General features: G+C 32.6%; 19 protein-coding genes and 6 pseudogenes. 18 read left to right on the top strand and 7 right to left on the bottom strand.

Annotation, left to right across the window (positions count from 1 at the left end; all coding sequences use genetic code 11):
* Positions 1-70: 70 nt before the first annotated feature.
* Positions 71-424: pseudogene (locus VK90_RS19600) on the bottom strand (LysR family transcriptional regulator substrate-binding protein); the annotation flags it as partial.
* Positions 425-437: 13 nt separating this feature from the next.
* On the opposite strand from VK90_RS19600, the gene VK90_RS19595 reads away from it, so the two are divergent.
* From VK90_RS19595 to VK90_RS19575, 5 genes are all read left to right on the top strand, one after another.
* Complete coding sequence (locus VK90_RS19595; RefSeq protein WP_048374571.1) at positions 438-1,127, top strand: MOSC domain-containing protein; 690 nt, start codon at positions 438-440, stop codon at positions 1,125-1,127.
* Between the two features lie 259 nt (positions 1,128-1,386).
* Positions 1,387-2,271, top strand: coding sequence for a GNAT family N-acetyltransferase (locus VK90_RS19590; protein WP_048374570.1), 885 nt, complete (start codon positions 1,387-1,389; stop codon positions 2,269-2,271).
* A 33-nt stretch (positions 2,272-2,304) separates the two neighbouring features.
* A complete protein-coding gene (locus tag VK90_RS19585; protein WP_048374568.1) occupies positions 2,305-2,901 on the top strand; it encodes a DUF1349 domain-containing protein in 597 nt (198 codons plus the stop codon).
* A 261-nt stretch (positions 2,902-3,162) separates the two neighbouring features.
* Positions 3,163-4,917 carry an ABC transporter ATP-binding protein gene (locus VK90_RS19580; RefSeq protein WP_048374566.1) on the top strand — a complete coding sequence of 585 codons (1,755 nt, stop codon included), beginning with the start codon at positions 3,163-3,165 and terminating at the stop codon, positions 4,915-4,917.
* Positions 4,910-6,706: an ABC transporter ATP-binding protein gene (locus VK90_RS19575; RefSeq protein ID WP_048374564.1), complete on the top strand. Its 1,797-nt coding sequence runs from the start codon at positions 4,910-4,912 to the stop codon at positions 6,704-6,706. The genes VK90_RS19580 and VK90_RS19575 overlap by 8 nt, the downstream gene beginning before the upstream one ends.
* Positions 6,707-6,792: 86 nt before the next feature.
* Here the strand turns inward: VK90_RS19575 and VK90_RS30310 are convergent.
* Positions 6,793-6,914 (bottom strand): annotated as a pseudogene (locus VK90_RS30310) (glycosyltransferase family 2 protein); the annotation flags it as partial.
* A gap of 187 nt (positions 6,915-7,101) precedes the next feature.
* Complete coding sequence (locus tag VK90_RS19565; RefSeq protein WP_048374561.1) at positions 7,102-7,686, bottom strand: LysE family transporter; 585 nt, start codon at positions 7,684-7,686, stop codon at positions 7,102-7,104.
* A 56-nt stretch (positions 7,687-7,742) separates the two neighbouring features.
* On the opposite strand from VK90_RS19565, the gene VK90_RS19560 reads away from it, so the two are divergent.
* The 3 genes and pseudogenes from VK90_RS19560 to VK90_RS19550 all read left to right on the top strand — a co-directional run bounded on the left by VK90_RS19560 (position 7,743) and on the right by VK90_RS19550 (position 9,634).
* Positions 7,743-8,357 (top strand): helix-turn-helix domain-containing protein, encoded by a 615-nt coding sequence (locus VK90_RS19560; protein ID WP_116500411.1) that lies wholly within the window; start codon positions 7,743-7,745, stop codon positions 8,355-8,357.
* A 357-nt stretch (positions 8,358-8,714) separates the two neighbouring features.
* Positions 8,715-9,056, top strand: a pseudogene (locus VK90_RS19555) (IS1595 family transposase); the annotation flags it as partial.
* Positions 9,057-9,091: 35 nt separating this feature from the next.
* On the top strand, positions 9,092-9,634 hold the full coding sequence (locus VK90_RS19550) for a 2'-5' RNA ligase family protein (RefSeq protein WP_048374556.1): 543 nt from the start codon (positions 9,092-9,094) through the stop codon (positions 9,632-9,634).
* 534 nt (positions 9,635-10,168) lie between these two features.
* Here VK90_RS19550 and VK90_RS19545 read toward each other — a convergent pair.
* Positions 10,169-10,797: pseudogene (locus tag VK90_RS19545) on the bottom strand (cupin domain-containing protein).
* A 466-nt stretch (positions 10,798-11,263) separates the two neighbouring features.
* Here VK90_RS19545 and ytaF point away from each other — a divergent pair.
* Positions 11,264-11,923 carry a sporulation membrane protein YtaF gene (gene ytaF, locus VK90_RS19540; protein WP_197088219.1) on the top strand — a complete coding sequence of 220 codons (660 nt, stop codon included), beginning with the start codon at positions 11,264-11,266 and terminating at the stop codon, positions 11,921-11,923.
* Positions 11,924-12,035: 112 nt separating this feature from the next.
* Here the strand turns inward: ytaF and VK90_RS19535 are convergent, their stop codons facing one another.
* Positions 12,036-13,424, bottom strand: coding sequence for an HD domain-containing protein (locus VK90_RS19535; RefSeq protein WP_048374553.1), 1,389 nt, complete (start codon positions 13,422-13,424; stop codon positions 12,036-12,038).
* A 253-nt stretch (positions 13,425-13,677) separates the two neighbouring features.
* On the opposite strand from VK90_RS19535, the pseudogene VK90_RS19530 reads away from it, so the two are divergent.
* Both VK90_RS19530 and VK90_RS19525 read left to right on the top strand, forming a co-directional pair.
* A pseudogene (locus tag VK90_RS19530) lies at positions 13,678-14,988 on the top strand (phytoene desaturase family protein).
* Positions 14,966-15,835, top strand: a complete 870-nt coding sequence (locus VK90_RS19525) for a sigma-70 family RNA polymerase sigma factor (RefSeq protein ID WP_048374551.1) — start codon at positions 14,966-14,968, stop codon at positions 15,833-15,835. The pseudogene VK90_RS19530 and the gene VK90_RS19525 overlap by 23 nt, the downstream one beginning before the upstream one ends.
* A gap of 115 nt (positions 15,836-15,950) precedes the next feature.
* Here VK90_RS19525 and VK90_RS30305 read toward each other — a convergent pair whose 3' ends face one another.
* Entirely contained in the window at positions 15,951-16,109 is a 159-nt protein-coding gene (locus VK90_RS30305) for a hypothetical protein (protein ID WP_002085567.1), read from the bottom strand.
* 303 nt (positions 16,110-16,412) lie between these two features.
* Between VK90_RS30305 and VK90_RS19515 the strand changes: the two genes are divergently transcribed.
* From VK90_RS19515 to VK90_RS19505, 3 genes are all read left to right on the top strand, one after another.
* Positions 16,413-17,006, top strand: coding sequence for an O-methyltransferase (locus VK90_RS19515; RefSeq protein WP_048374580.1), 594 nt, complete (start codon positions 16,413-16,415; stop codon positions 17,004-17,006).
* Between the two features lie 324 nt (positions 17,007-17,330).
* Positions 17,331-18,443, top strand: coding sequence for a toxic anion resistance protein (locus tag VK90_RS19510; protein WP_048374548.1), 1,113 nt, complete (start codon positions 17,331-17,333; stop codon positions 18,441-18,443).
* A 24-nt stretch (positions 18,444-18,467) separates the two neighbouring features.
* Positions 18,468-19,301 (top strand): DUF3974 domain-containing protein, encoded by an 834-nt coding sequence (locus VK90_RS19505; protein WP_002171962.1) that lies wholly within the window; start codon positions 18,468-18,470, stop codon positions 19,299-19,301.
* Between the two features lie 72 nt (positions 19,302-19,373).
* Here VK90_RS19505 and VK90_RS30810 read toward each other — a convergent pair.
* Positions 19,374-19,561, bottom strand: a pseudogene (locus tag VK90_RS30810) (family 10 glycosylhydrolase); the annotation flags it as partial.
* 253 nt (positions 19,562-19,814) lie between these two features.
* Between VK90_RS30810 and VK90_RS19500 the strand changes: the two are divergent.
* The 4 genes from VK90_RS19500 (at position 19,815) to VK90_RS19485 (ending at position 22,780) form a co-directional block, all read left to right on the top strand.
* Complete coding sequence (locus tag VK90_RS19500; protein WP_048374546.1) at positions 19,815-20,120, top strand: PTS sugar transporter subunit IIB; 306 nt, start codon at positions 19,815-19,817, stop codon at positions 20,118-20,120.
* A gap of 11 nt (positions 20,121-20,131) precedes the next feature.
* Positions 20,132-21,415, top strand: coding sequence for a PTS sugar transporter subunit IIC (locus tag VK90_RS19495; protein WP_048374544.1), 1,284 nt, complete (start codon positions 20,132-20,134; stop codon positions 21,413-21,415).
* A gap of 79 nt (positions 21,416-21,494) precedes the next feature.
* Entirely contained in the window at positions 21,495-21,761 is a 267-nt protein-coding gene (locus VK90_RS19490; RefSeq protein WP_048374542.1) for a hypothetical protein, read from the top strand.
* 119 nt (positions 21,762-21,880) lie between these two features.
* Positions 21,881-22,780: a BadF/BadG/BcrA/BcrD ATPase family protein gene (locus VK90_RS19485; RefSeq protein ID WP_048374540.1), complete on the top strand. Its 900-nt coding sequence runs from the start codon at positions 21,881-21,883 to the stop codon at positions 22,778-22,780.
* The last annotated feature ends 27 nt before the right edge of the window (positions 22,781-22,807 follow it).

The following is a 22,807-nucleotide window of genomic DNA, read 5'->3' as shown; positions in this document are numbered from 1 at the left end:
GCTATTAAAAGTAACGATTAACCGGGAAGCCCCCACTTCAAGTAAGCTCGTAAGAGATACTAAGTGGGGGTAGTTCACTAGCCTGAATGTGTTCGTTTTGCAAAAAGTCTATATACGGTTTTGGTAACACTGTAATTCCCATAGCTTTTGAAACCATTTGAATCAAAGATTCCATCGTACTAATTTCTAAAATTGGTTTCGGTTTAAAGTTAAAGTTTTGACAATGGGATGTAATTAGTTCTGTTAAAAAGAAATTTTTAGGTAAAAGAATTAAAGGATAGCCCTGTAATACTTCAATGGATACACTATCACGTTCAGTTAAAGTATGACCAGTTGGCACGACTAATGTAAGTTCACTTTTATAAAGTGGAATTGATACAACTTCTTTATCTTGTACCGGGAGAAAAGTTATGCCGATAGTAAGAGGAGGAATTAAAATGACTAAAGCGTATGAAGTATTATCTCTAAATATAGGACTACCAAAAGAGGTTATTTATGGTGGGAAGTTAATTCAAACAGGGATAAATAAAAAGCAAGTAAAGAAACCGGTTTTTTTATCCTTTTTAAAGTTTAATGGAGATGGACAAGCGGATTTAGTTCATCATGGAGGGGTAGATAAAGCGGTTTGTGTTTATTCTGGTGACCACTATTCGTACTGGGAAAAAGAGTTGAATCAAGAGCTTGTATATGGGGCTTTCGGTGAAAATATAACAGTAAGAGGAATGCGTGAAGAGGATGTTTGTATCGGAGACACGTTTCAATTTGGAGAAGCGACTGTACAAATAACGCAGCCAAGACAACCATGTTTTAAATTAGCGAAGAAATATAACATTCCAAAGCTACCATTATATTTTCAAGATACAGGCTATACAGGGTTTTATTTTCGAGTATTAAAAGAAGGATGGATATCGCCAATTGATACTTTAAAGTTGTTGAAGCCTGATCCAAAAGGTGTGTCAGTTTCGTTTGCTAATCGCATAATGCATAAAGAAAAACAAAACTTTGAAGGACTCAAAAGAATTTTAGAAGTAAATGCACTTTCAGCTAGTTGGAGAAAAACGTTTGAAAAGCGTATAAAGGGAGAAGAAATTAATACGAAGGAACGAATTGAAGGAACAAAAGAATAAATGAATAATAATTTTATAAATGGTGCATTTCTAATAGTAAAAGTTAATTAGAAAGCACTATTTTTATATAATAAACCTATTAATATTTTAAAATCTTAATATTAATTTAATTGACTTATCTTTAAATAGTCAAAAGAAAAAATAAATTCGACTATTTTTGATATTTTATGATACTATATTGATTTGAAAGGCCTATTATTCTAGGAGTAGGTCATATAAGTATATTTAATTTAATGGAATTGATGTATGGAGGGACAACATGGGGAATGTTGATAATTTTGCAAATCTTCTATTAGAAGAACCGAAAAGGGAGCAGTTATTTCCTTTATTTGAAGAAGTGTTTGGGATTACAAGTCAAACATGGCATGATTTTTCAGAGAAAGGATATTGGGATTATACATACAAAGCATTATCATTTTTACAAGATGATAGTGTGATTGCAAATGCTGCGGCATTTTCACTTCCACTACTAATTAATGGTGAAAAAATAAGTGCAGCCGGTATTCAATCAGTAATGACACATCCGGATTTTCGTAGACAAGGACTTATGACACAATTGCTTAATAAGTTGATAGAAGAAATAGATAAGCAATGTGAATGTATTCTCTTGTTTACTGAAAATCCGAAACTATATACATCATTTGGTTTTCAAATTGTGCAGGAATATTTGATGACTGTACCATACGATAAAAAAAATAATAAAGATTCTTTGCTTAGAAAGTTAGATTTTTATAATGAAGAGGATAGACAATTAATAAGTGAAACCATTGCTAATAGTCAAAGACTTTCTAATATGTTTTCAACATTAAACTACCAACCTTCTTTTTATTTGAATATGTATGATTCGAAATGGGATGAAAAACTGTATTATTCTAAGAAACTAGATACAATGATCGTTTATGAAGTAGAAAATGAAAAGCTAAAATTATTTGGAGTATTTGCTCTGGTACTTCCAATTTTAGATGAGTTATGCGAGGAAATTTCTGAATCGTTTAAGGAGATTGAATTTTATTTTTACCCAGATCAATTAGGAATTGATGATGTGCAATTAACAGAATTACAATCTAGTAAATATTTAATGGTTCGAAGTAATAAAGAGCTAGATTTTAAAGGTTATAAATTCCCGGTCTTAACGGAGTTTTAAATAGTAATTCAAACGCTTTTTTATGGAGGAATTATGAAAACATCATATATACCAAATCATATTGAGCAACTTACTGTAATGAACACACCTAAATACGCCAAACTGGAAGACAATCATACATTCATAGTCCATTCGAAAGAAGAAACAGATTTTTGGCTGAAAACACATTATGGTTTTGAAGTAATGAATGGCCATGTATTTTATGATGAGATAATGACAGATTTTCAAGCTGAAGTTCAATTGCGCATGAATCCAAATGCGATATACGATCAAGCGGGTCTTTTTGTTATGATTTCGGAAAACTGTTGGTTAAAAACATCTTTAGAATATATTCCTGAAGGTCCATCTCATCTAGGGGCTGTCGTAACGAATAATGGATATTCTGATTGGTCAACGCAAGACTATCCAAATGAGTTTGCGAGGAAACAACTAAGTTTTCGAATTATTCGAAAACTTAGTGATTATTCGATATATGTGAAAACAAATCAGCAATGGGAACAAATAAGAATCGCTCATTTGATGGAAGATATAGGTAATGTGCCTGTGAAAATAGGATTTTACACGTGTAGTCCTTCTAAAAATAATGGATTCGAGACCGAGTTTTTCGATTTTACAATTGAACAAATATAGATATAAAAACCGCATTCTTATTAAATGAGAATGCGGTTTTTATTAAGTTAAAGAGTATTCGTATCAACTGCCAGAAAAAATTCTCTGTGGATTAAAGTTCCATTTTATTGACTAAAAATGGTTTAATACTTATCATTTAATAATGTTAAATATTAATTTGCATAATAAACTAGAAATAGTAAGGAAATAACAGTCTATATGACTTAAAGAAGGAGGGATTTGAATTATACAATAATAATTTCATAAAAAAGGAGATTATGTATGAAATCATTCCGTGAGTTATTACAGTATTTAAGACCATACATGTTTTTCGCTATTATTGGACCATTATTTATGGTACTGGAAGTTGCGATGGACCTAATTCAACCGACCATTATGCAGCATATTATTGATGTCGGAATTGCAAATCGGGATCTGAATTATGTAATAAAAATGGGGCTTCTAATGATAGGAGCGGCGGCGCTTGGATTAATTGGTGGACTCGGCTGTATGATGTACTCTACAAAAGCAGCTGTTAATTTTGCTACAGATATAAGAAAAGAAGTGTTTACAAAAATTGAAACATTTTCTAGTAAAAATCGTGATTCATTCGGAACAGGTAAATTATTAACAATCGTAACAAATGATATTACATCAATTCAATCAGCGATGACTATGATGTTACGTGTCCTTGTTCGTGGTCCGTTATTGTTTATAGGTAGTATAATTATTGTTTTTGTAACAGCGAGAGAGTTATTTCCTATTTTACTTGTAGTTGTACCGATTTTATTAATTGCGATTGTACTCATTGCGAGTCAAGCGAGCGGATCGTTTAAAAAGGTGCAAGAAGCATTGGATAAAGTAAATACAAAGTTACAAGAAAATTTATCTGGAGTACGTGTTATAAAAGCGTATGTAAGACAGAAATATGAAATCTCACAGTTTGGAAATGTTAACAAAAACTTAACGAAGATAAATATTCGAGCTGTGCAGCTCATTTCGTTAATGATGCCGATTATTATGCTAGTTGTAAATGGCGGGATTGTTGCAACTTTATGGATAGGTGGAGAAAAAGTATTTAATGGTACACTCCAAGTAGGGGCTATTTTAGCTTTTATTAACTATTTAAATATCATTTTAATGTCACTTATGTCTATTAGTATGGTATTTATTCAAATTGCACGTGCTTTTCCATCTGCGGATCGTGTACAGCAAGTTTTAGATACTGAAGTTGACATTGTAAGTAAAACAAATGCATTTGACACAGAGCATGTAGAAGGAAGTATTGAGTTTAATCATGTTAGCTATAGTTACACAAAAAATAATGAATATGTTTTAAAGGATATTTCATTTAATGTTCGTAAAGGTGAAAAGGTAGGGATTATCGGTTCTACAGGAAGCGGTAAGTCTACATTAGCAAAGTTACTACCACGTCTTTATGATGTTGATCAAGGAGAAATATGTATTGATGGTATAAATGTAAAAACATATGATCTCCAAAAACTTCGCGCATCAATCGGCTTTGTACCTCAAAAGGCAGTGTTGTTCTCCGGAAGTATAGAAGAGAATATGCGTTATGGCAAAGAAAATGCCTCACATGATGAATTAGAAATAGCTGCTTCATCTGCCTGTGCGACTGAGTTTATTAATAAGCTAGAGGACTCTTATCAATATAACTTAACACAAGGTGCAACGAATTTATCTGGTGGTCAAAAACAACGCTTATCCATTGCAAGAGCGCTTGTGAGAAAGCCGTCAATTCTTATATTAGATGATTCTACATCAGCAGTTGACGCAAAATCCGAGGCAAACATACAAGAAGCATTAAGAACAGAGTATAAAGGAACAACGATATTATTAATTGCATCCAAAATCTCTTCTATAATGGATGCCGATAAAATTCTTGTACTAGATAACGGTGAATTAGTTGGAAATGGTACACATGAACAACTGTTAGAACAATGTGAAGTCTATCAGGAAACTTATCTTTCCCAAGGTGGCAATATACAGAAAGAAGGTGGGAAAGAAAATGCGTAATTTTCAAGGACAATTTGCTAATAAAGGTGGACGTAACGCACCGAAGATGGGAAAAGCGCAGAATACTAGAGGAACTGTAATGCGGATATGGAACTATATGGGGTATCAAAAAGCCTCGCTTATGTTCGTTATTTTTCTAGTATTTGTTACTACATTACTCGGATTATTAGGTCCGTATTATATGGGAGTAATTATTGACCAATACATTGTGCCAAAAGATTTAAGTGGTACTGCGAGAATGTGTATGCTACTTATCGCAATTTATGGTATAACGGTGCTTTTAACATGGCTACAAACGTTTGTAATGATTAACGTTGCATTAAAAACAATACAAAAAATACGACAAGATATTTTTGAGAAAATCCAAACACTTTCGCTACGATTCTTTGATATTCGTTCTCAAGGTGATTTAATGAGTCGAGTGACAAACGATATTGATAATTTAAATCAAGCTTTGACACAAAGTGTTGTACAGATTATTTCATCAGCGTTAACATTTATAGGTGTAACGATTGCGATGTTTTCATTAGATTGGATTTTAGCAATTGTAACTTTAATTACAGTGCCAATTATGTTTTTCGTTACAAAAAAACTAGTTGCATATAGTGGTAAAAACTTTGCGAAGCGTCAAAAAGATTTAGGTGAATTAAACGGATTTATCGAGGAAGCTATTACAGGTGCAGACGTTACAACATTGTACGGAAAAGAAAAAGAAACAGTACAGAATTTTAATAAGATAAATGAACAGCTAAGAGTTTCAGCTACAAAATCTGATACGTTTTCAGCTTTTATTTTTCCAAGCATGAACTTTATTAATAACTTAGGAATGGGGCTTGTAATTGGTGCTGGATCCGTTATGGTTTTAAATGGTATGACAACAGTAGGTGTTATTGCGGCCTTTATTAACTATTCTCGTCAATTTTCAAGACCTCTTAGTCAATTTGCAACTTTAATGAATACGATTCAAGCTGCAGTTGCTGGAGGAGAACGCGTCTTTGAAATTATGGATGAAGTACCAGAAATTCAAAATAAAAAAGATGCATTAGTTGTACAAAAATTGCAAGGAAATGTAGTACTTGAAAAAGTTTCATTTGGGTATGCGGAAAATAAAACGATTTTAAAAGATGTGAGTCTTGAGGCAAAACCTGGTGAGACAATCGCTTTAGTTGGTCCAACTGGATCAGGAAAAACAACAATTATTAATTTGTTAACTCGCTTTTATGATATTCAAAAAGGACAAATTAACATTGATGGAAAAGATATAAAGAATTATGATATTAATTCTTTGCGAAGTAAAATAGGGGTTGTTTTACAAGATACGTATTTATTTGCAGGAACAATAATGGATAACATTCGTTATGGACGTTTAAATGCAAGTGATGAAGAAGTAATTGCAGCAGCTAAAGCAGCTTCAGCTCATTCTTTTATTAAGCATTTGCCAAGTCAATATGAAACAGAAATTGCTTCAGAAGGATCGAATTTAAGTCAAGGACAAAAACAACTCCTTGCAATTGCGAGAGCGATTTTAGCCGATGCAGATATATTAATTCTCGATGAAGCAACATCTAATATTGATACGAGAACAGAATTGCAAATTCAAGCAGGATTAAATAATTTAATGAGAGGGAGAACAAGTTTTGTAATCGCTCATCGACTTAAAACCATTGAAAAAGCAGATCAAATACTCGTTATTAAAGATGGTAGTATTTTTGAAAGAGGGAATCATGAGTCTCTAATGGAAGATAGAGGATTTTACTTCGATTTGTATACGAGTCAGTTTAAAATTTAACAAAATATTGATGTAATGCGGTTTCTCGTAAAAGAGAAACCGCATTTTTAATTATATAAGTATGGATTTCTAATCTTTTGGTAGTATTAATTGTTAGGAAAACATAAATCGGGAAATACAGTTTGGTATTCTGGATTAATCGAAGATCAGTAGTTAAGGTTGCATAGTATTTATAGTTTTTTTCTAATTTTTCAAGTGTTGTCAAATAAATATTCTTCATTATAAAAATGAGAAATAAAAGTAGTCTTAATGAAACCCTCCTCCTTATATAAAACTCTTCTTATTTAGTATGATATGGTGGGGATTTTGTTGCTAGAAGGCGCCCACCTTACGACTTCAAAAGTAAAAAGGATAGGTGAGAGGATCTACAGTTAAAAATTAGCATAGCTATGGACCTAGTTGATAATAATTGAAATAGCACTTAAAACTAATAAAATTGCCATAATGATGTTAAATAGTTGGTTATGTTTTAATAAAAGTTTTTGGAATAGCGAACCGAATAGGCACCAACTAAACGTACTCATTAAACCGACTACACCTAAAAATAATGAAAAAAGAAGGTAACTAGAATATGAATTGTAGTAAGGGAGAATAAAAGTTGATACTACAGTCAGTGCGAATAAAATTCCTTTTGGGTTAACGAATTGAAGTGCAATTCCTACTAAAAATAAACTTTTATAACTTTTTTTCTTTGTATCTATGTTGTTTTTACTAGTGGATATTTTAAAAGCTAAATACAGCATATAAGCTACACCTAAAAATTTTAAAGGAAATTCAATTATTGGCAAAATGTTTATAAGTACGATATTAAAGAAACTACATAAAGAAGTGATGATGAAAAAACCGAAAGCCACTCCTAAACAAAATTTAATGCTTCTTTTTAACCCATGTTGGTTGGCGTATGACATAGCTAAAAAATTGTTAGGGCCTGGTGTGAAGCTGCTAATAAAGACGAATATTAAAAAAGAAAATATAGACATTTCAAAACCTCCCTGTAATTTGTATGTTATAATGACCGAAAAGAACAATATAACGTGTGCTTTTTATTATACATAACGGACGTTATATTGTATATGATATAGGGGTGTTTTTTATGGAGGAAATTCAACTTATCCTTGCAAAAAATTTAAAAGCTATTCGAGAGAAAGAAAAGCTGAGTTTAGAAAAAGTTTCACAATTAAGCGGTGTAAGTAAAACGATGATCGGACAAATTGAAAGGGGAGAATCTAGTCCGACACTTACAACGATTTGGAAAATTGCTAATGGACTGAAAGTGTCTTTTACTTCTTTAATCAATAATCCACAGCCAGATACGAAAGTTGTTTTACGAAATGATGTTCAAGTATTATCTGAAGGCAATGGGAGATATAAAGTTTATCCATCATTTCCTTTCCAAGATGATAGACATTTTGAAATCTATACTGTTGAAATTGACACTGAAGGAAAGTTAAGTTCTGAAGCGCATAAAGAAGGAACTGAAGAATTTATAACGGTGTTTGATGGTGAATTGACAATTGAAGTAAATGATTGCCAATATAAATTAAATAGTGGAGATTCAATTAGGTTTAAAGCGGATAGACAACATAGTTATTATAATTCAGGAGACATTCTAACGCGGTTGAGTATGACAATATATTATCCAGTTTCATAAAATGGTATTTACATAAAAATTATAATGAGATTCGTAAGTATAAAACCATCTATATAAGGTGGTTTTTATTTTGTGACAAATTATAAAAAAAGACACTCGTTTGAGTGTCAACACAGTATTGCTCTCGCGTATAGGATTGGAGAATGTTTCTCGAATACAAATTGAGAGATGATTAGTAAAAGAGAAACTGTCTTCACATTTAATGTAACATCGGTAAGGGATGGAGTAAATTGATAATGTTTATACGGAATATTTAGTATAGATAGTTTCTACTATTGTTATAAGGGAATCTTTTGTTGGTAGGGGAAAGTATATTATTAATTTTTTTAATAATTAATGTGGATAATGAAATTGAGAAATATTCTTTGTACAGATGCTTGGAGAGCATACATGACGTACGCAAAAGAAAAAGGCATGGAACATTATCGTATTAATACATCAAAAACGGGTCATGTCATTAAAGGAATTTATCACATCCAAAATGTGAATGGCTATCATGCTCGCTTAAGTCAATGGATGAATCATTTTAAAGGGGTCGCAACAAAATATCTTGATCATTATTTGGCATGGTTTCAATTCCTTGAAATGAAGGGGTTTGATGCTACCACATCGAATATAAAAGAGGTCTTCGTACGCACAAGTCTTTGCGAACATCATTTAAAAAATGAAGATATTCGTCAATTAAATTTAACCATCTAAAAAACCGAAGTTAAAGGAACGAAGGTGAGTAATGTATGTATGGAGTTATTGCAAAATTTGATGAAAAGACAGAACAAATTATTAAAGATATATGGAGAGAATTACGAGAAAAAACAATATCGTTTTATGCAGATGAAGTAGTGAACAGAGTACCACATATTACATTAGCAAGTTACAATGAAATAGACAAAAATGAATTTATTGAACAGATCGATAAATTTTATGATGATAAGGTAGGTTTTGAAATAACCTTTAATTCGATCGGGTCATTTTTAAATTCAGGAACGCTCTTTTTATCACCCACCATTAATAGACAATTGTTAGAATTTCACTCTAATCATCACAAAAATTTTATAAAGTACAATGACAATCCTAATTCATTATACTTACCTGACAAATGGCTACCACATTGTACCTTAGCAAATAGATTGACTCCAGAAAAATTATCAGAAGCATTTACATATTGTTTAAAAAGGAATGATACTATAAAAGGTATGATTGAAGAAATTGCAATCTTAGAAATAGTTTGCAAAAATAATGTTCCCATAATTTTCTCGAAACGATTAAATAACAATTAAATGTATCAATTTATTAATGAGTTTGGATAAAAAATAACGAATGTCTAATTAGACATTCGTTATTTTTTATCTTTTATCAACATTTTACTTTAACAGAGCCTTATTATAAAAAAGATGAATCCTGTTCCCTACAGAATTCATCTTTTGAAAAATTATACTATTTATCAGGAAAGTCTTTCATTTAAGGGATGCGATAAAGTCGGTTTGTATATATATACTATTTGTTTTTATTACAATTACACCCTTTTTTCTTTACATAGCCTTGTTGAGCTAAATCTCTTTGCGATTGGGAATTGGAAGATTGAGAATTCGAAGTTTGAGAGGATGCTGAAGAGCTACTAGTTTTATTATGAGAGTAGTTTTTTCGATAGTTATTATTACTCATAGCACTTTCACCTCCAATATAATATATAAATATTATATGTATGTACTCTATTTATTGTTACGATAAAGAATAAGAAAAGAAGATATACAATAAAAATCTCCTAGGTATTTTCCGAGGAGATAAATGGTATTTTTTTGAAAATGTATAAATTAATACCCCCAGTAAAGAGGGAAATAATATGAATCTTGGTAATATAAATTTTGTTGTTGAGTAGGGGGGGTGATTGGTTTATCATACCTCGGTTTTGATTACAGTTTGCGGGAGGTCCAATTACTGTAGTGGATTGAATAGGCGATATTGCTTGTTTCCATTGCTGTTCATCGAGACAATAAGTATGAGCCATCATATTAGCTGGGGTTAATCTTAAAATATCAGATCCAAAAATAACTTCAGGGGTAGGGGCACCAAAAATAGCTAATAAATGTGTGTTATCAGTTGTTGCGATCTCATAATGCCACCAAGCTTGCGGGACATTTGCAACTTGCCCTGGTTTTATAGGTAAGTTTAAAATTTGATTCGTAAACGGATTAAGTAACGAAACGACAGCGGACCCTGAAATACAATACACGAGTTCAGCTGCATTTTGATGAATGTGTGGTTCTACAACATTACCTGTACTTAAATAAATATCTAACAAAGAAGTGTTTTCTAATGTATTTAACTGTTTAATGCTAAGTACGTTTATATAATTTTGAGCATCTTTTTTAAAAAAATTACTTTTACTTAAATCATGAGTGAAATTGGTTGATGGGGAAGTGTAGTCGACATTAGAAGTCAATTGTATTACCTGCCTTTCTATTTGAAAGTCATTGTACAAAATTAGGATATGAGTCTAGTTTTTGGAGTGTGCATTTGTAGTTATCACAATGAATTTTCAATAATTTATCAACAAATGAAATCAAACATTAAATTAATTTGCAATAAAAAATCAATACATTTGCAAAAAATAAAAATAATGTTAACATAGTTCATTTTATATTCACATAATATGGTTTTAATTGCTTTATCTAAAAAGAATTTCTCTCGTGCAAAATAGTGTCCCGATACGTAAGTTATCCTATTAAATACGGTATTAGACAAAAAGATTTTATATATGAACTAAAGGGAATAAGGGCGTATAAGAAAATATTGAAAAAGGATGTGAAGAGTGGTTTTATGATTGAGGATGAACCTAGATGAGTTGAAATGCTGTTAAAAGCTAAGCTTCAAGAGAAATATATATCAATTGTGAAATGAGGTTGATTATAATGGCATGGATGATGATACTAGCACTTACGATATCTTCAAGCATTGATAATTTTGGTGTAGGTATTTCATATGGAATACGTGGTATTCGAATAAATGCCTTCTCAAACTTTATTATTTCTGTCATTTGCTTTCTTTTTAGTGCAGCAGGAATTTATTTTGGTGTCTGGCTATCTAAAGTATTGCCAGGAATATTTCCGGTGATCGTTGGTTCATTACTTTTAGTGATTATTGGTATTCGTATTATGTTACTCGCCATGCCACGAAAAAATAAAGAAGTGGCATCTATAAGAGAAGTAGAGGGAGAAACTTCAAATAAAGATGGGGTCTCCGGAAGTCTGAAAACAATTATGAAAGATCCAACGAAGGCAGATATTGATAAGTCTGGAAGTATTGGGTTTGTTGAATCTCTTTTCCTTGGTGTCGCTCTTTCAGCAAATGCTCTTACAAATGGATTAGGTGCTGGTTTATTAGGATTATCACCTATTGCAATTTGTTTAGCCGCATCAATAGCTAGCTTTATAACTGTGTGGGCAGGCGTAGTACTAGGAGAAAAAGTAGCAAATGTAAGAATTGGAAAGTTCACGATTGGACAGTTTGGGACGCTTATTAGTGGTGTTTTATTAGTTATTATTGCTTTTACTGCATTTTTAGATTAGTAGGATAAAAAACTAGCAATTTTACTATAACGGTTTCGGATTTGAAGTGCAAAATTAAAAACAGCCATAAAAAAAGCAACGCTTCCTTTATTAGAGGGCATTGCTTTTTTCTTTACGATAATTTCTGTTCAATCATTAATTGAGCTTTAGCTGAATGAACATAATTTAGCCAGTCTATTGATACGTTTTGTTTTGTATTGAAATAGCTTTCAACTACATCTAAATGAGATAGTTCCGTATTAATTGAAACGGGATTACCGTTTAATTTAGTACTGTACATATAATGTGCTTTTTCAGGAAAAGCAGCAAATGTAAAATCAATAATTGTAGAACCTTTAGGCAAATAAATGGGCCTTAAGTTAGTGGTATAAGTAGTAATAGTATTTTCAAATAGCTCATATGAGACTAGGTCATGAAAGATGAAAGGATCTTTCGTTAATAAATGGTTATTAAAAATTGTATCATCAAGTATGCTATATGAAATCTTTTTGATATCATTATCGAAATTATTTGATAAATAAAAAACGCCACTATTATTTATCCTCTTTGCCAATCGTGTTTGAATAATAATTACTTGTTCAACATCATTAATAGTAATTTTAGTTTTTAAATTAGAGTTGAAATGGTTATTTTCAAGCGCTATATTATCTTCGAAAGATTTTATATTAGGCTTATATAATTGATGAATCATTCCAAGGATTGTATAGCAATCAAGCACACTTGAAGTTGTGATATATATTTGAGAAACTTTCGATATGTCTTGTGCCTCTTGAAGTTGCGAGTAAGCAGAATAAATGGGGGTGAAATTATAATGTAATTCAAATGAAAGGTTAGTATCATAAAAGTTATTAATACCTCTATTTAATTCGACTATATTTTGTTGAATTTGTTTTACGTAGCCATTTAAAAAGTTTCGCATGTTTTCATATCGCTCTTTATGGAGATGTTTGAAAGCTAGATTTTCCAATTCATGCTGGATATCGTATAAACCTAATCGTTTTGAAAGTGGTGCAAATAATGTTAATGTTTCATTTGCATAAGCTACTTGTTTCGCTGGTTTTTTTATACCCAAAGTTTTTATGTTATGAAGACGATCTATAACTTTAATAATGCTAACACGTATGTCTTGTTGAGAAGCTAGTAATAACTTTTTAAAATTAGTTGCTTCGTATAATGCTTTCTCTGGATTTTGTTGTTTATTTACTTTGGTTAACCCATCTACAATATATCGAATGGTCGTACCAAAATGCGACTCCACTTCTTCTAAAGAATGATCGGTGTCTTCTACGACATCATGTAATAACGCAGTAATCAAAGTTGTAGCATCAGCTTTATAATGTAATAAAATTTCTGTAATAGCAAAAGGGTGAATAATATATGGTTCTCCTGTTTGACGGTATTGTCCATCATGTGCTTGCTTGGCAAATTGTATAGCTTTTTTCATTAGCCTTAATTCTTCAGGTTGTAGATAATTTGCCTTTTGTAATAAAACCTCATTCATATAAATCCATCCCTTAAAGTTATTTCTAATAATAATTCTATATAATATGATAAAGACCTTTGAAAATGGCAATGAAATTATAAAATAATGTAATTCTTTAAAAGTAAAAGAAGATACTTTGTTTACTATTAAGTTATTTCAAAAACAATATAACCGGATTATAAATAAAGTGGATAATATAAAAATGCATTTTTATGTCACATCCTTCCATCATCGTTCGTCTTGTAAGTAGAACGAGAAGGAGGGATTTTTTATGAATAAATTTGATATAGCAATTGTTGGCGGGGGGCTTGCTGGGTTAACGGCATCTATATATTTAGCGAAAAAAGGAAGAAAAGTTGTTGTATTAGAAAAATCTAGCCGTTTTGGTGGCAGAGCGATGACAATAAATAAAAATGGCATCTATATGAATCTTGGAGCACATGCTTTATACCGCGGAGGAGAAGCATTCTTAACATTTAACGAGCTTGGTATGAATCTTACGGGAGGAATACCGTCCACGAAAGCACACGGAATATGGAAAGATGAGGTATATACAATCCCAACTGATTTCCGTACCATTTTATCAACGCCGTTACTTTCATGGTCAGCTAAAATACAATTTTCTCGTCTTATGATTCATTTAGGGAAATTGGATATAAGTGTGATTCCAAAAATGAGCCTTTCTGTATGGGCAGAAAAAGAAATACAGGATCCTATGGTACGAAATATGTTTTATGCGTTATGCCGAACAACGACATACACATTTGCTCCTACCATCCAATTAGCATCGTCTGTATTAAAACAAATACAACGTTCGATGAAAGAAGGAGTTTTTTATGTAGATGGTGGTTGGGAGACAATTATAACAAAATTAAAAGATATAGCTATAAATGCTGGTGTTAAATTTCAGGAAAGTAAGCATGTTTTGGAAATAGAACATTGTGAAGATATACAAAAAATACGCTGTTTAGACGATGATATATTCGAAACTGATGCTGTTATCGTGACGATTCCAGTGAAAGAAGCTTGTAAAATAATAAAAGGTGCAGAAAAAACTAGTTTGCACGTATGGAGTGAACAATCGTTACAAGTGACAGCAGCTGCATTAGATTTGGGTTTGAAACGATTACCTAATCCTACACATCAATTTGCATTAGGGTTAGATCAACCTGTATTTTTTACGAACCAATCGAGATCAGCTAAGTTAAGTGAAGATGGATCGATAGTTGTAAGTTTGATTAAGTATCATAATCCTATGGAAGAGATAAATAGTATTAATAATGATAAAGAACAGTTAGAAAAAACGATGGAGCTATTACATCCTAATTGGAAATGAGAAGTTGTTGTTAAGCAATATTTACCTAAAATAACTGTTGTTCATGATTTTCCGCATATTGGCCGAGGAGAAAATCCGGGGCCTGCAATTCCTGAAATGCCAGGCGTATACGTAGCAGGAGATTGGGCTGGGCACAATGAAGTATTAGCTGATGCAGCAGTAGCAAGCGGGAAACGAGCGGCATTACACATTTTAAAGCAATTAGAAAGAGAGGCTATTCAGCATGGAAACGGAGCAATTATATGAAGCGCATAAACCTTTATTATTTTCTTTAGCTTATCGAATACTGGGGAGTGTTATGGACGCTGAAGATATAGTCCATGACGTATTCATTTCATTAAATAACATGGATGATAATCAGTCTGTTGAAAATATAAAAGCTTATTTATGTAAAATGGTAACTAATCGTTCAATTGATAAATTACGTTCCGCGGCACATAAGCGGAACGTATATATTGGAATGTGGTTACCTGAGCCGCTTGTGGAAGAAAATGATAACCCGTTTGAGTCATTCGTAATGAAGGAATCTCTTTCTACAGCATATCTTTTACTTTTACAACAGTTATCTGAAGTAGAAAGGGTTGTATTCATATTAAGAGAAGTTTTTGGTTATGATTATGAAGAAATAGCCTTAATAGTTGGTAAGAGTAGTGCGAATTGCCGGAAGATATTTCAGCGTGCACGAAAGAGTATTTTGGATAAACCGAAGCATCAGAAATTAAGTACGAAACTAATGGCCACTTATGTTGAAAAATTTGTAGCATCATTACAACGAGGAGATGCACAAGGGATGTTAGAAGTTTTAAAAACAGATGCGATATTCAAAGCAGATGGTGGCGGGAAAGTTACTACTGCTATAAATCCGATTTATTCTGCAGATAGAATTATACGTTTGTTCTTTGGAATTGCAAAAAGGTTACCAGGTGAGTATGCTGTTGATTTCAAAATGGTAAATGGTGCACCGGGTGTTATTGTAAAAATAAATAATAAGGTGACTTATGTGCTTTCATTTGCATTTCATGATGGGAAAATTTCAAACATTTATATGATGGTTAATCCAGAAAAACTTATGCATTTAAATAAAAATAAATAAAGACGTACTTCAGTTGAAGCGCGTCTTTATTCATCCACTGCATTATTTGTGAGAAAAATGACTCCAGCCTCAAAACTTGGTGAAAGTAAAAAGGCTAGGTAGACAAAGCTTTACTTTATTTCTCTAACATTTCAAGAGGTACATCTTTTTCGCCAGCTACCTCAAATTTAATTTCCCCGTCTTCTTCATAAATGCGTTTAATAATCGGTATAGTTATCATTAGTTTTTTATGCTGTTTACGTCTTCTAGCAGCATCTAAGTTAATCACGTTCATGTGTAAGCATCCTTTCTCACAGAAATATATAAACAAAAGAAAATGCGTCCGAAAAGGGCGCTTAGTTGAATTAGAAATACCGATTCATTTAAATGGGGCATAGATTATTTTATAATTGCAATTTGATTGTAAAATAATGTAACGAAATAATTACACGTAGAAATTAACTTTACCAAAAAACGAAACAATATGCTATAAAAAATTTAATTATTTGTCATATAACAGGAAAAAGGTTTACATTTCGCATATAATGGAAAGTAGACGTGCATCATGAACTTTTTCATCATATTGCTTGGAAAGGCGATGGAGAAAATGAATACTCTAGATTCATTATTATTGCAACTTGAACAATATGGAGAAGAGCATGATCGACATAAAGAAAAACGAGAAGAAAAATTACGAAATATTTCTCGCGAAATGGGACAGTTTTTATCAGTTTTAGTAAAGGGGTGCAATGCAAAAAACATTTTAGAAATTGGAACTTCAAATGGTTATTCTACCTTGTGGCTAGCAAATGCGGTAGATGAAACAAATGGAAATGTTACAACTGTAGAACTTTCTTCAGAACGGGTTGGAGAGGCACTTGAAAATTTTGAAAAGGCAAATCTTACACAGCGAATCGATATTCATAATCAAGAGGCTGGGGCATTTTTAGATTCTCAAGTAGATCGTTCATTTGATTTTATTTTCCTAGATTCAGAGCGCACGCAATACATGTGGTGGTGGGAACATATAAAACGTATGTTAGAACCAAAAGGTTTTCTTGTTATTGATAATGTAACTTCTCATGCGGAGGAACTAGCAGAATTTATAAAGATGATTGAAGAAGATGATACGTTTGAAACGGTGTTATTAGCTTTTCAAAAGGGAGCATTTGTTGCGCGAAAGAATAATTAGAAGTGAGCTTAATATTATTATCACATTGAAAGATAACATATGTCAAAAAATAGAGTACTGTATGATTTTAAGGAAGTTGATAAATGGAATTAATAAAGGTAATCCATGAAGAATCGGCCTTTAGCATGTTGCTCTCTAGGTCTTAAGTCTGAGGAAAATAATGTTGAGAACAGGTATACTTATACTAAGAAACAGGGAATGACTGCATAAGCAGGTATTTCTTGAAAAATCGATTTCAAACAAGAAAAATGTATATGAAATACGATATATTAGACGAAATATAGTGCACATAAATTCGCACATATAAATAAAGGAGCGATTTTGTTGACTGAACTCGAGAAAAAGGAACCTGTATCGATTGTAAAAGATAATAATGTAGAAGTAGTGGTTGATACAGTAATAAAAGATGCAGAACTTGAAGAATTGAATAAAGAAGCGGATATTTATGTACAAAAGTTAAATAGCGAGCAAAATACAGATTTATCAAAAGTATTGTCCCAGCTTGGAGACTTGGGAGATAAAGAGCAACAAGCGGCAGGACAAACGCTATCGGCATTAAAACGTCCTGTAACAGCGATGATGAATGGAAAGAATGAAGAAATTCCAAATACATTGTTAGAATTGCGAAAAGTGGTATCTGAACTTGATCCGAACTCATTAAAGGCAACTGGTATGAAGAAACTTATGTTTAAAGTGTTCAAGAAAAATCCACTTGAAAATTACGTGCATAAATATCAATCTATAGATAAGCAAATCGAGGAGATTATTAGATCACTTCTAATTGGCCGTGATAACTTGCAAGAGGATACTGTTGGTCTTGAAATGTTAAAAGAACAATCACATGATAAAATTCACGCTCTTGATAAACAAGTATACTTAGGTAGAAAACTTGCTGGAATGCTTGAGGCTGAGAAACAAAATCCAGAGCGTCAAAGGGATATTCCATTAATAAACGATGCATTAGAAAAGATACTTGTACGTACACGTAATATGCAACAAGCAAAAAGTGTGCTATTACAATCTATCGCATCTGTAGATATTATTAAGAAAAATAATGAAAAGTTAACAGAGGCAATTCGTAATGCGATTACGATGACACAAAATGTAGTAACGGTTTCAGCTGCAATACAGCTTGCATTAACAAATCAACGTAAAACAATCGATGCAGTTAATGCGACAAATGAAGCGATCGAATCAATGGTACTAAGCAATTCTCAAGCATTGAAACAAAATACAGAAGAAACAACAAAACTTCTGGAAAATCCTGCTATTAGCATGGATAAATTACGTGAATCATTCCAAAATGTATTCGCTGCTATTGAAGCATCTGAGAAATCGTCAGAACGTATTATCGAGTCTAGTAAGAAGTTTGTAATTGAACTTGACACATTTAATGATGAGATGAAGCAGAAACTCATACAACATCCAAAGAAATAACAGATCATTAGAGGAGGTGAAAAAATGAGTTTCATTCAAGGAGTATTATTACTATTAGGTTCATTACTATTAATAGCATTTTCTGTCGTTGTTTTAGTTGTATACTTCGGACGTAAACTTTATTTTTCATGGACGAAACCATATAAGAGAGCGCAAGATTCCATTGAGAAGTTATCGAATAAATCAACACCGTTTTTACAAGAATTTACGCAGCACCCACTCTTTTATCGCTGGATTCGGACTGAAGGGACAAAAGAACAAAATACATTAAATACACTTTTCTGTACATCGGGCCAACGTACGAGAGAGCAAGTATTCTCAATGTTACCGAAAGAGAAGCAGAAAAAAGTACATGTGATGGCAAAAACAACGAAAAAGCTTACAAATGAAGATATCGATATCGCAACGATGAAAGTGAAAAATTTCTTGAGACAAGAAACACAGCAAACTGTTAAACCGACAGACCTATCGTTTTATAAATTGTATTTTTATGATCGATACCCTGATGCATTAAATACAATTCAAGCGTACAAACGATCGATTAATCCTTCATTACAAAGAACGGTTGATGACATTACAATTTCAGTATTGAATGCACTTCCATACTATCAAGAACAACGTATGTTTGAACAACAACATAAACTTGAAACGTTTTTAATGAAAGACTTAACAGCGATGTTATCATTAGTGGTACAACTACCACCATCACAACGTCCTGAAAAAGAAGAAGAATTAAAAATTTACTTGCAAAATTTCCAAAAAGAAATGGAAGCAGTAGAACGTGATATTCGCGACTCCATTGATCATGATTTGAATGTGAAAATGAGAGCAGCGACTGAGAAATTTAAGAATAAATAGAAGAGACCGCCCTAAAAGCTAAGTAATTCGGCTTTAAGGCGGTTTTTTTAATAAGGGATTTATAATCATTATACCCTTTTGTATCCACTCACGTGTATTAACGTATATATCATAATAGCTTCTTTGTCCAGCGGTTGTGTTAGCGTTGTTGGGATCATCAACAATATTTCTCCATACACGAGATGGACTTATGTGAAACTGTATATATGATTTTTTTGTTTAATAGCCATATTTAATCCTTTTACAAGCGCATTTACATTTAAATGCTGCCTTTTTTATTCTATTACCTAAAATACTATAACATGATGAAATAGGAGAGCTACAATTGAGAAAGTTTCATATTGAAACTTCAAATTAATAGAAATAGTATTTTTGCTGAAATTTTTTTTCAATATAACTAAACTGTATATATCCTTCATATGCTTGTTAGTAACGTGAAACTTCCTTTCACTGATTGTTACACAATTTTTGAACAAGATGGAAATGAAATTACAAGTATAGGAGGATATTAAAATGAAAGTGTTATTTGTGTGTTCTGGAGGAATGTCCAGTGCAATTGTTGTAAACGCTTTAAAAAAAGAAGCAGAGAAAAAAGGTGTCGATATGGAAGTGCATGCGATTGGAACAAATGAGGTTGAGGAAGAAGTCAAGAATGGTTGGGATGTTGTAATGGTTGCTCCTCAAGTACGCCACCGCTTTGATTCTGTAAAAAAGCTTGCAGAACTGGTATCTGTTCCGTGTGGTATTATTCCGCCCCAAGCATATACCCCACTAGGTGGACCGACGTTATTAAAAGCTGTAAATGAATTAATTCGTTAGGAGGTAGTGTTATGAATAAGTTTGTCTCGTTTCTTGAGAATAACTTATCTGGACCAATGGCAAGGCTGTCCGAGCAAAGGCATTTACAGGCAATCCGTGATGGGGTAATTTCAGCGTTACCATTTATTATCGTAGGGAGCTTCTTTTTAATTGTAGCATTTCCGCCACTTCCGAAAGGTAGTTTCATTTCGCTTTGGGCAGCGAAACATCAGGCGAGCATTTTAATACCATATCGTCTAACTATGTTTATTATGTCATTATATATAGCATTTGGTATAGGATACAATTTAGCGAAAAGTTATAAGTTAGATGCCTTATCAGGAGCACAGCTTGCAGTATGTTCATTACTTTTAACATTGACGCCTGAATTAATCGATAAAAAAGGATTTATGCTTCCGATGACAAATCTCGGAGGACATGGATTATTCGTTACGATGATCGTATCAATTTTATCCGTTGAGATTTTAAGGTTTTGTAAGAAGAGAAATGTAATGATTAAAATGCCAGAACAAGTACCGCCGTCTGTATCACGTTCTTTTGAAGCACTTATACCTGCTGCGTTCGTTATTATTATTATGAGTCTAGTTACTGTCGTTTTTAGTATTGATTTACATCATGTTGTTGATAAATTAGCGGCACCGTTAGTAAAAGCTGGTGATAGTTACTTCGGTGTGATCATTCCAGTATTTTTAATTACATTTTTTTGGTCGTTCGGTATACATGGTGTGTCGGTTGTTGGCACTGTTGCCCGTCCATTATGGGAAGTATACTTAGGAAAAAATGGTGAAGCAGTTGCTAGCGGGGCAGATCAGTTGCCATTCATTGCACCAGAACCATTATATCAATGGTTTATATGGATTGGTGGTTCTGGTGCAACGTTAGGGCTTGTATTAGCTATGATTGTATTTGGTCGATCAAAATATTCGAAAGCATTATCAAGAACTTGTATTGTACCTGGTATTTTTAATATTAATGAACCTGTTATTTTCGGATTGCCGATTGTACTAAATCCCATTTTAATTATCCCATTTATCATTACACCACTAGTAACAGCAACTGTTGCATACTCAGCAACTGCGATGGGATTTGTTACACCGACACATATAATGCCTCCGTGGACATTACCCGCTCCAATTGGTGCGTATTTAGCAACAGGTGGGGATTGGCGAGCGATTGTACTCGTATTTATAAACATAACAATTTCATTTCTTATTTATCTTCCATTCTTTAAAATGTATGACAAAAACATGCTTGAAATTGAGAACAATGGTGATGAAGAATCTGTGAATGCATAACGCATATACAGTAAATTATTAGTGATAGACAATTTGTCTATCACTTCTTTCATATAGAATTGAGAGAAGGTGAAAAGGAATGCATATAAAATTTAGTTATAAAGGAGTATTTTTACTACTATTTGGGGTGATTTGTTCGAATTTAATTTTTGTGCCTTTATTAAGAATGCTAAATCTATCACAAATGCATAGTATATGGTTGATTACAAGCATTGCGACAAGTGTTTTGCTTACGATAGTTGTTTCTTTCATTGATGGAACATTTGTATCGAAAGCACAGTTGTTTTTTAGATTTATATTGTTTTCAGTAGGATGTACGTTGTTTACTTATATGATTGTTTTTTAGCAAACGAAGCGTATCATCGTAATTCGAGTAATGTATCGAGCGCAACAGGTGCTAAGGAATCTGTGATTTTAGGGAATATAACATTCCCTCCAATACGAAGAGGAAAATGAGGCGAACATATGAAGTATATGATTGGAGTAGACGGTGGGGGAACGAAGACAGAGGCAATTGCATTTGATCGAGACGGAAACGAGTTTGCAAGAGGTACGTGTGGGTTTGGAAATATATTAATAGATTATGAAGAAGCATTTCTGCATATTATGGAGGCGATTGATCAATGCCAGAAAAATGTAGTGAATGGACACTGCGTTTGTATTTGCTTAGGATTAGCGGGTATAAGTGGAGTAAATGCAAATGAATTAACATTACGATTAATAAAGAAGTATGGAATAAAAGTTGAAGTTTTTAATGATGCAATGATTGCACATGCAGCTGCCTTAAAAGGTAAGGATGGAATTTTAACTATAGGTGGTACAGGTGCAATTTGTATAGGAAAGAAAGGCGAAGTGTACGAATATAGCGGTGGATGGGGACATATTTTAGGAGATGAGGGAAGTGGATATTGGATTGCATTACAAGCTTTAAAGAAAATGGCATTACAATTTGATCAAGGAGTTAGACTTTGTTCATTAAGCTTGAACATTCAAAATCAGTTTCAACTTTTAACACCATCGCATATAAAAAGTCTAGTATATACTTCTTCAAAAGATAAGGTTGCAGCAATCACACCATTAATTATTGAGGAAGCGAGAAATGGGAATGATAACGCACATGAAATTATAATGCAAGCTGGTAAAGAATTAGCGAGAATTACGGTAGATGTTTATAATAAGATGCAATTTGATTTACCTGCTTCAATTGCAGTAAGTGGTAGCATATTACGTTTAGTTCCTGAAGTATATGCTACATTTAAGAAGTGCTGTGAGGAAAGTATTGGAGAAGTTACATTTGTATCACAATCAGAAATGGCAGCGAAAGGAACATACTATTTATTGAAGGATAAATATTTTGCGTTGTAAATGGTTAAATGAGAATTTTTGTATGAT

The sequence above is a fragment of the Bacillus sp. LK2 genome, assembly GCF_001043575.1.
Classification (GTDB): domain Bacteria; phylum Bacillota; class Bacilli; order Bacillales; family Bacillaceae_G; genus Bacillus_A; species Bacillus_A paramycoides.
This window is presented reverse-complemented; position numbering and strand designations above follow the sequence as displayed.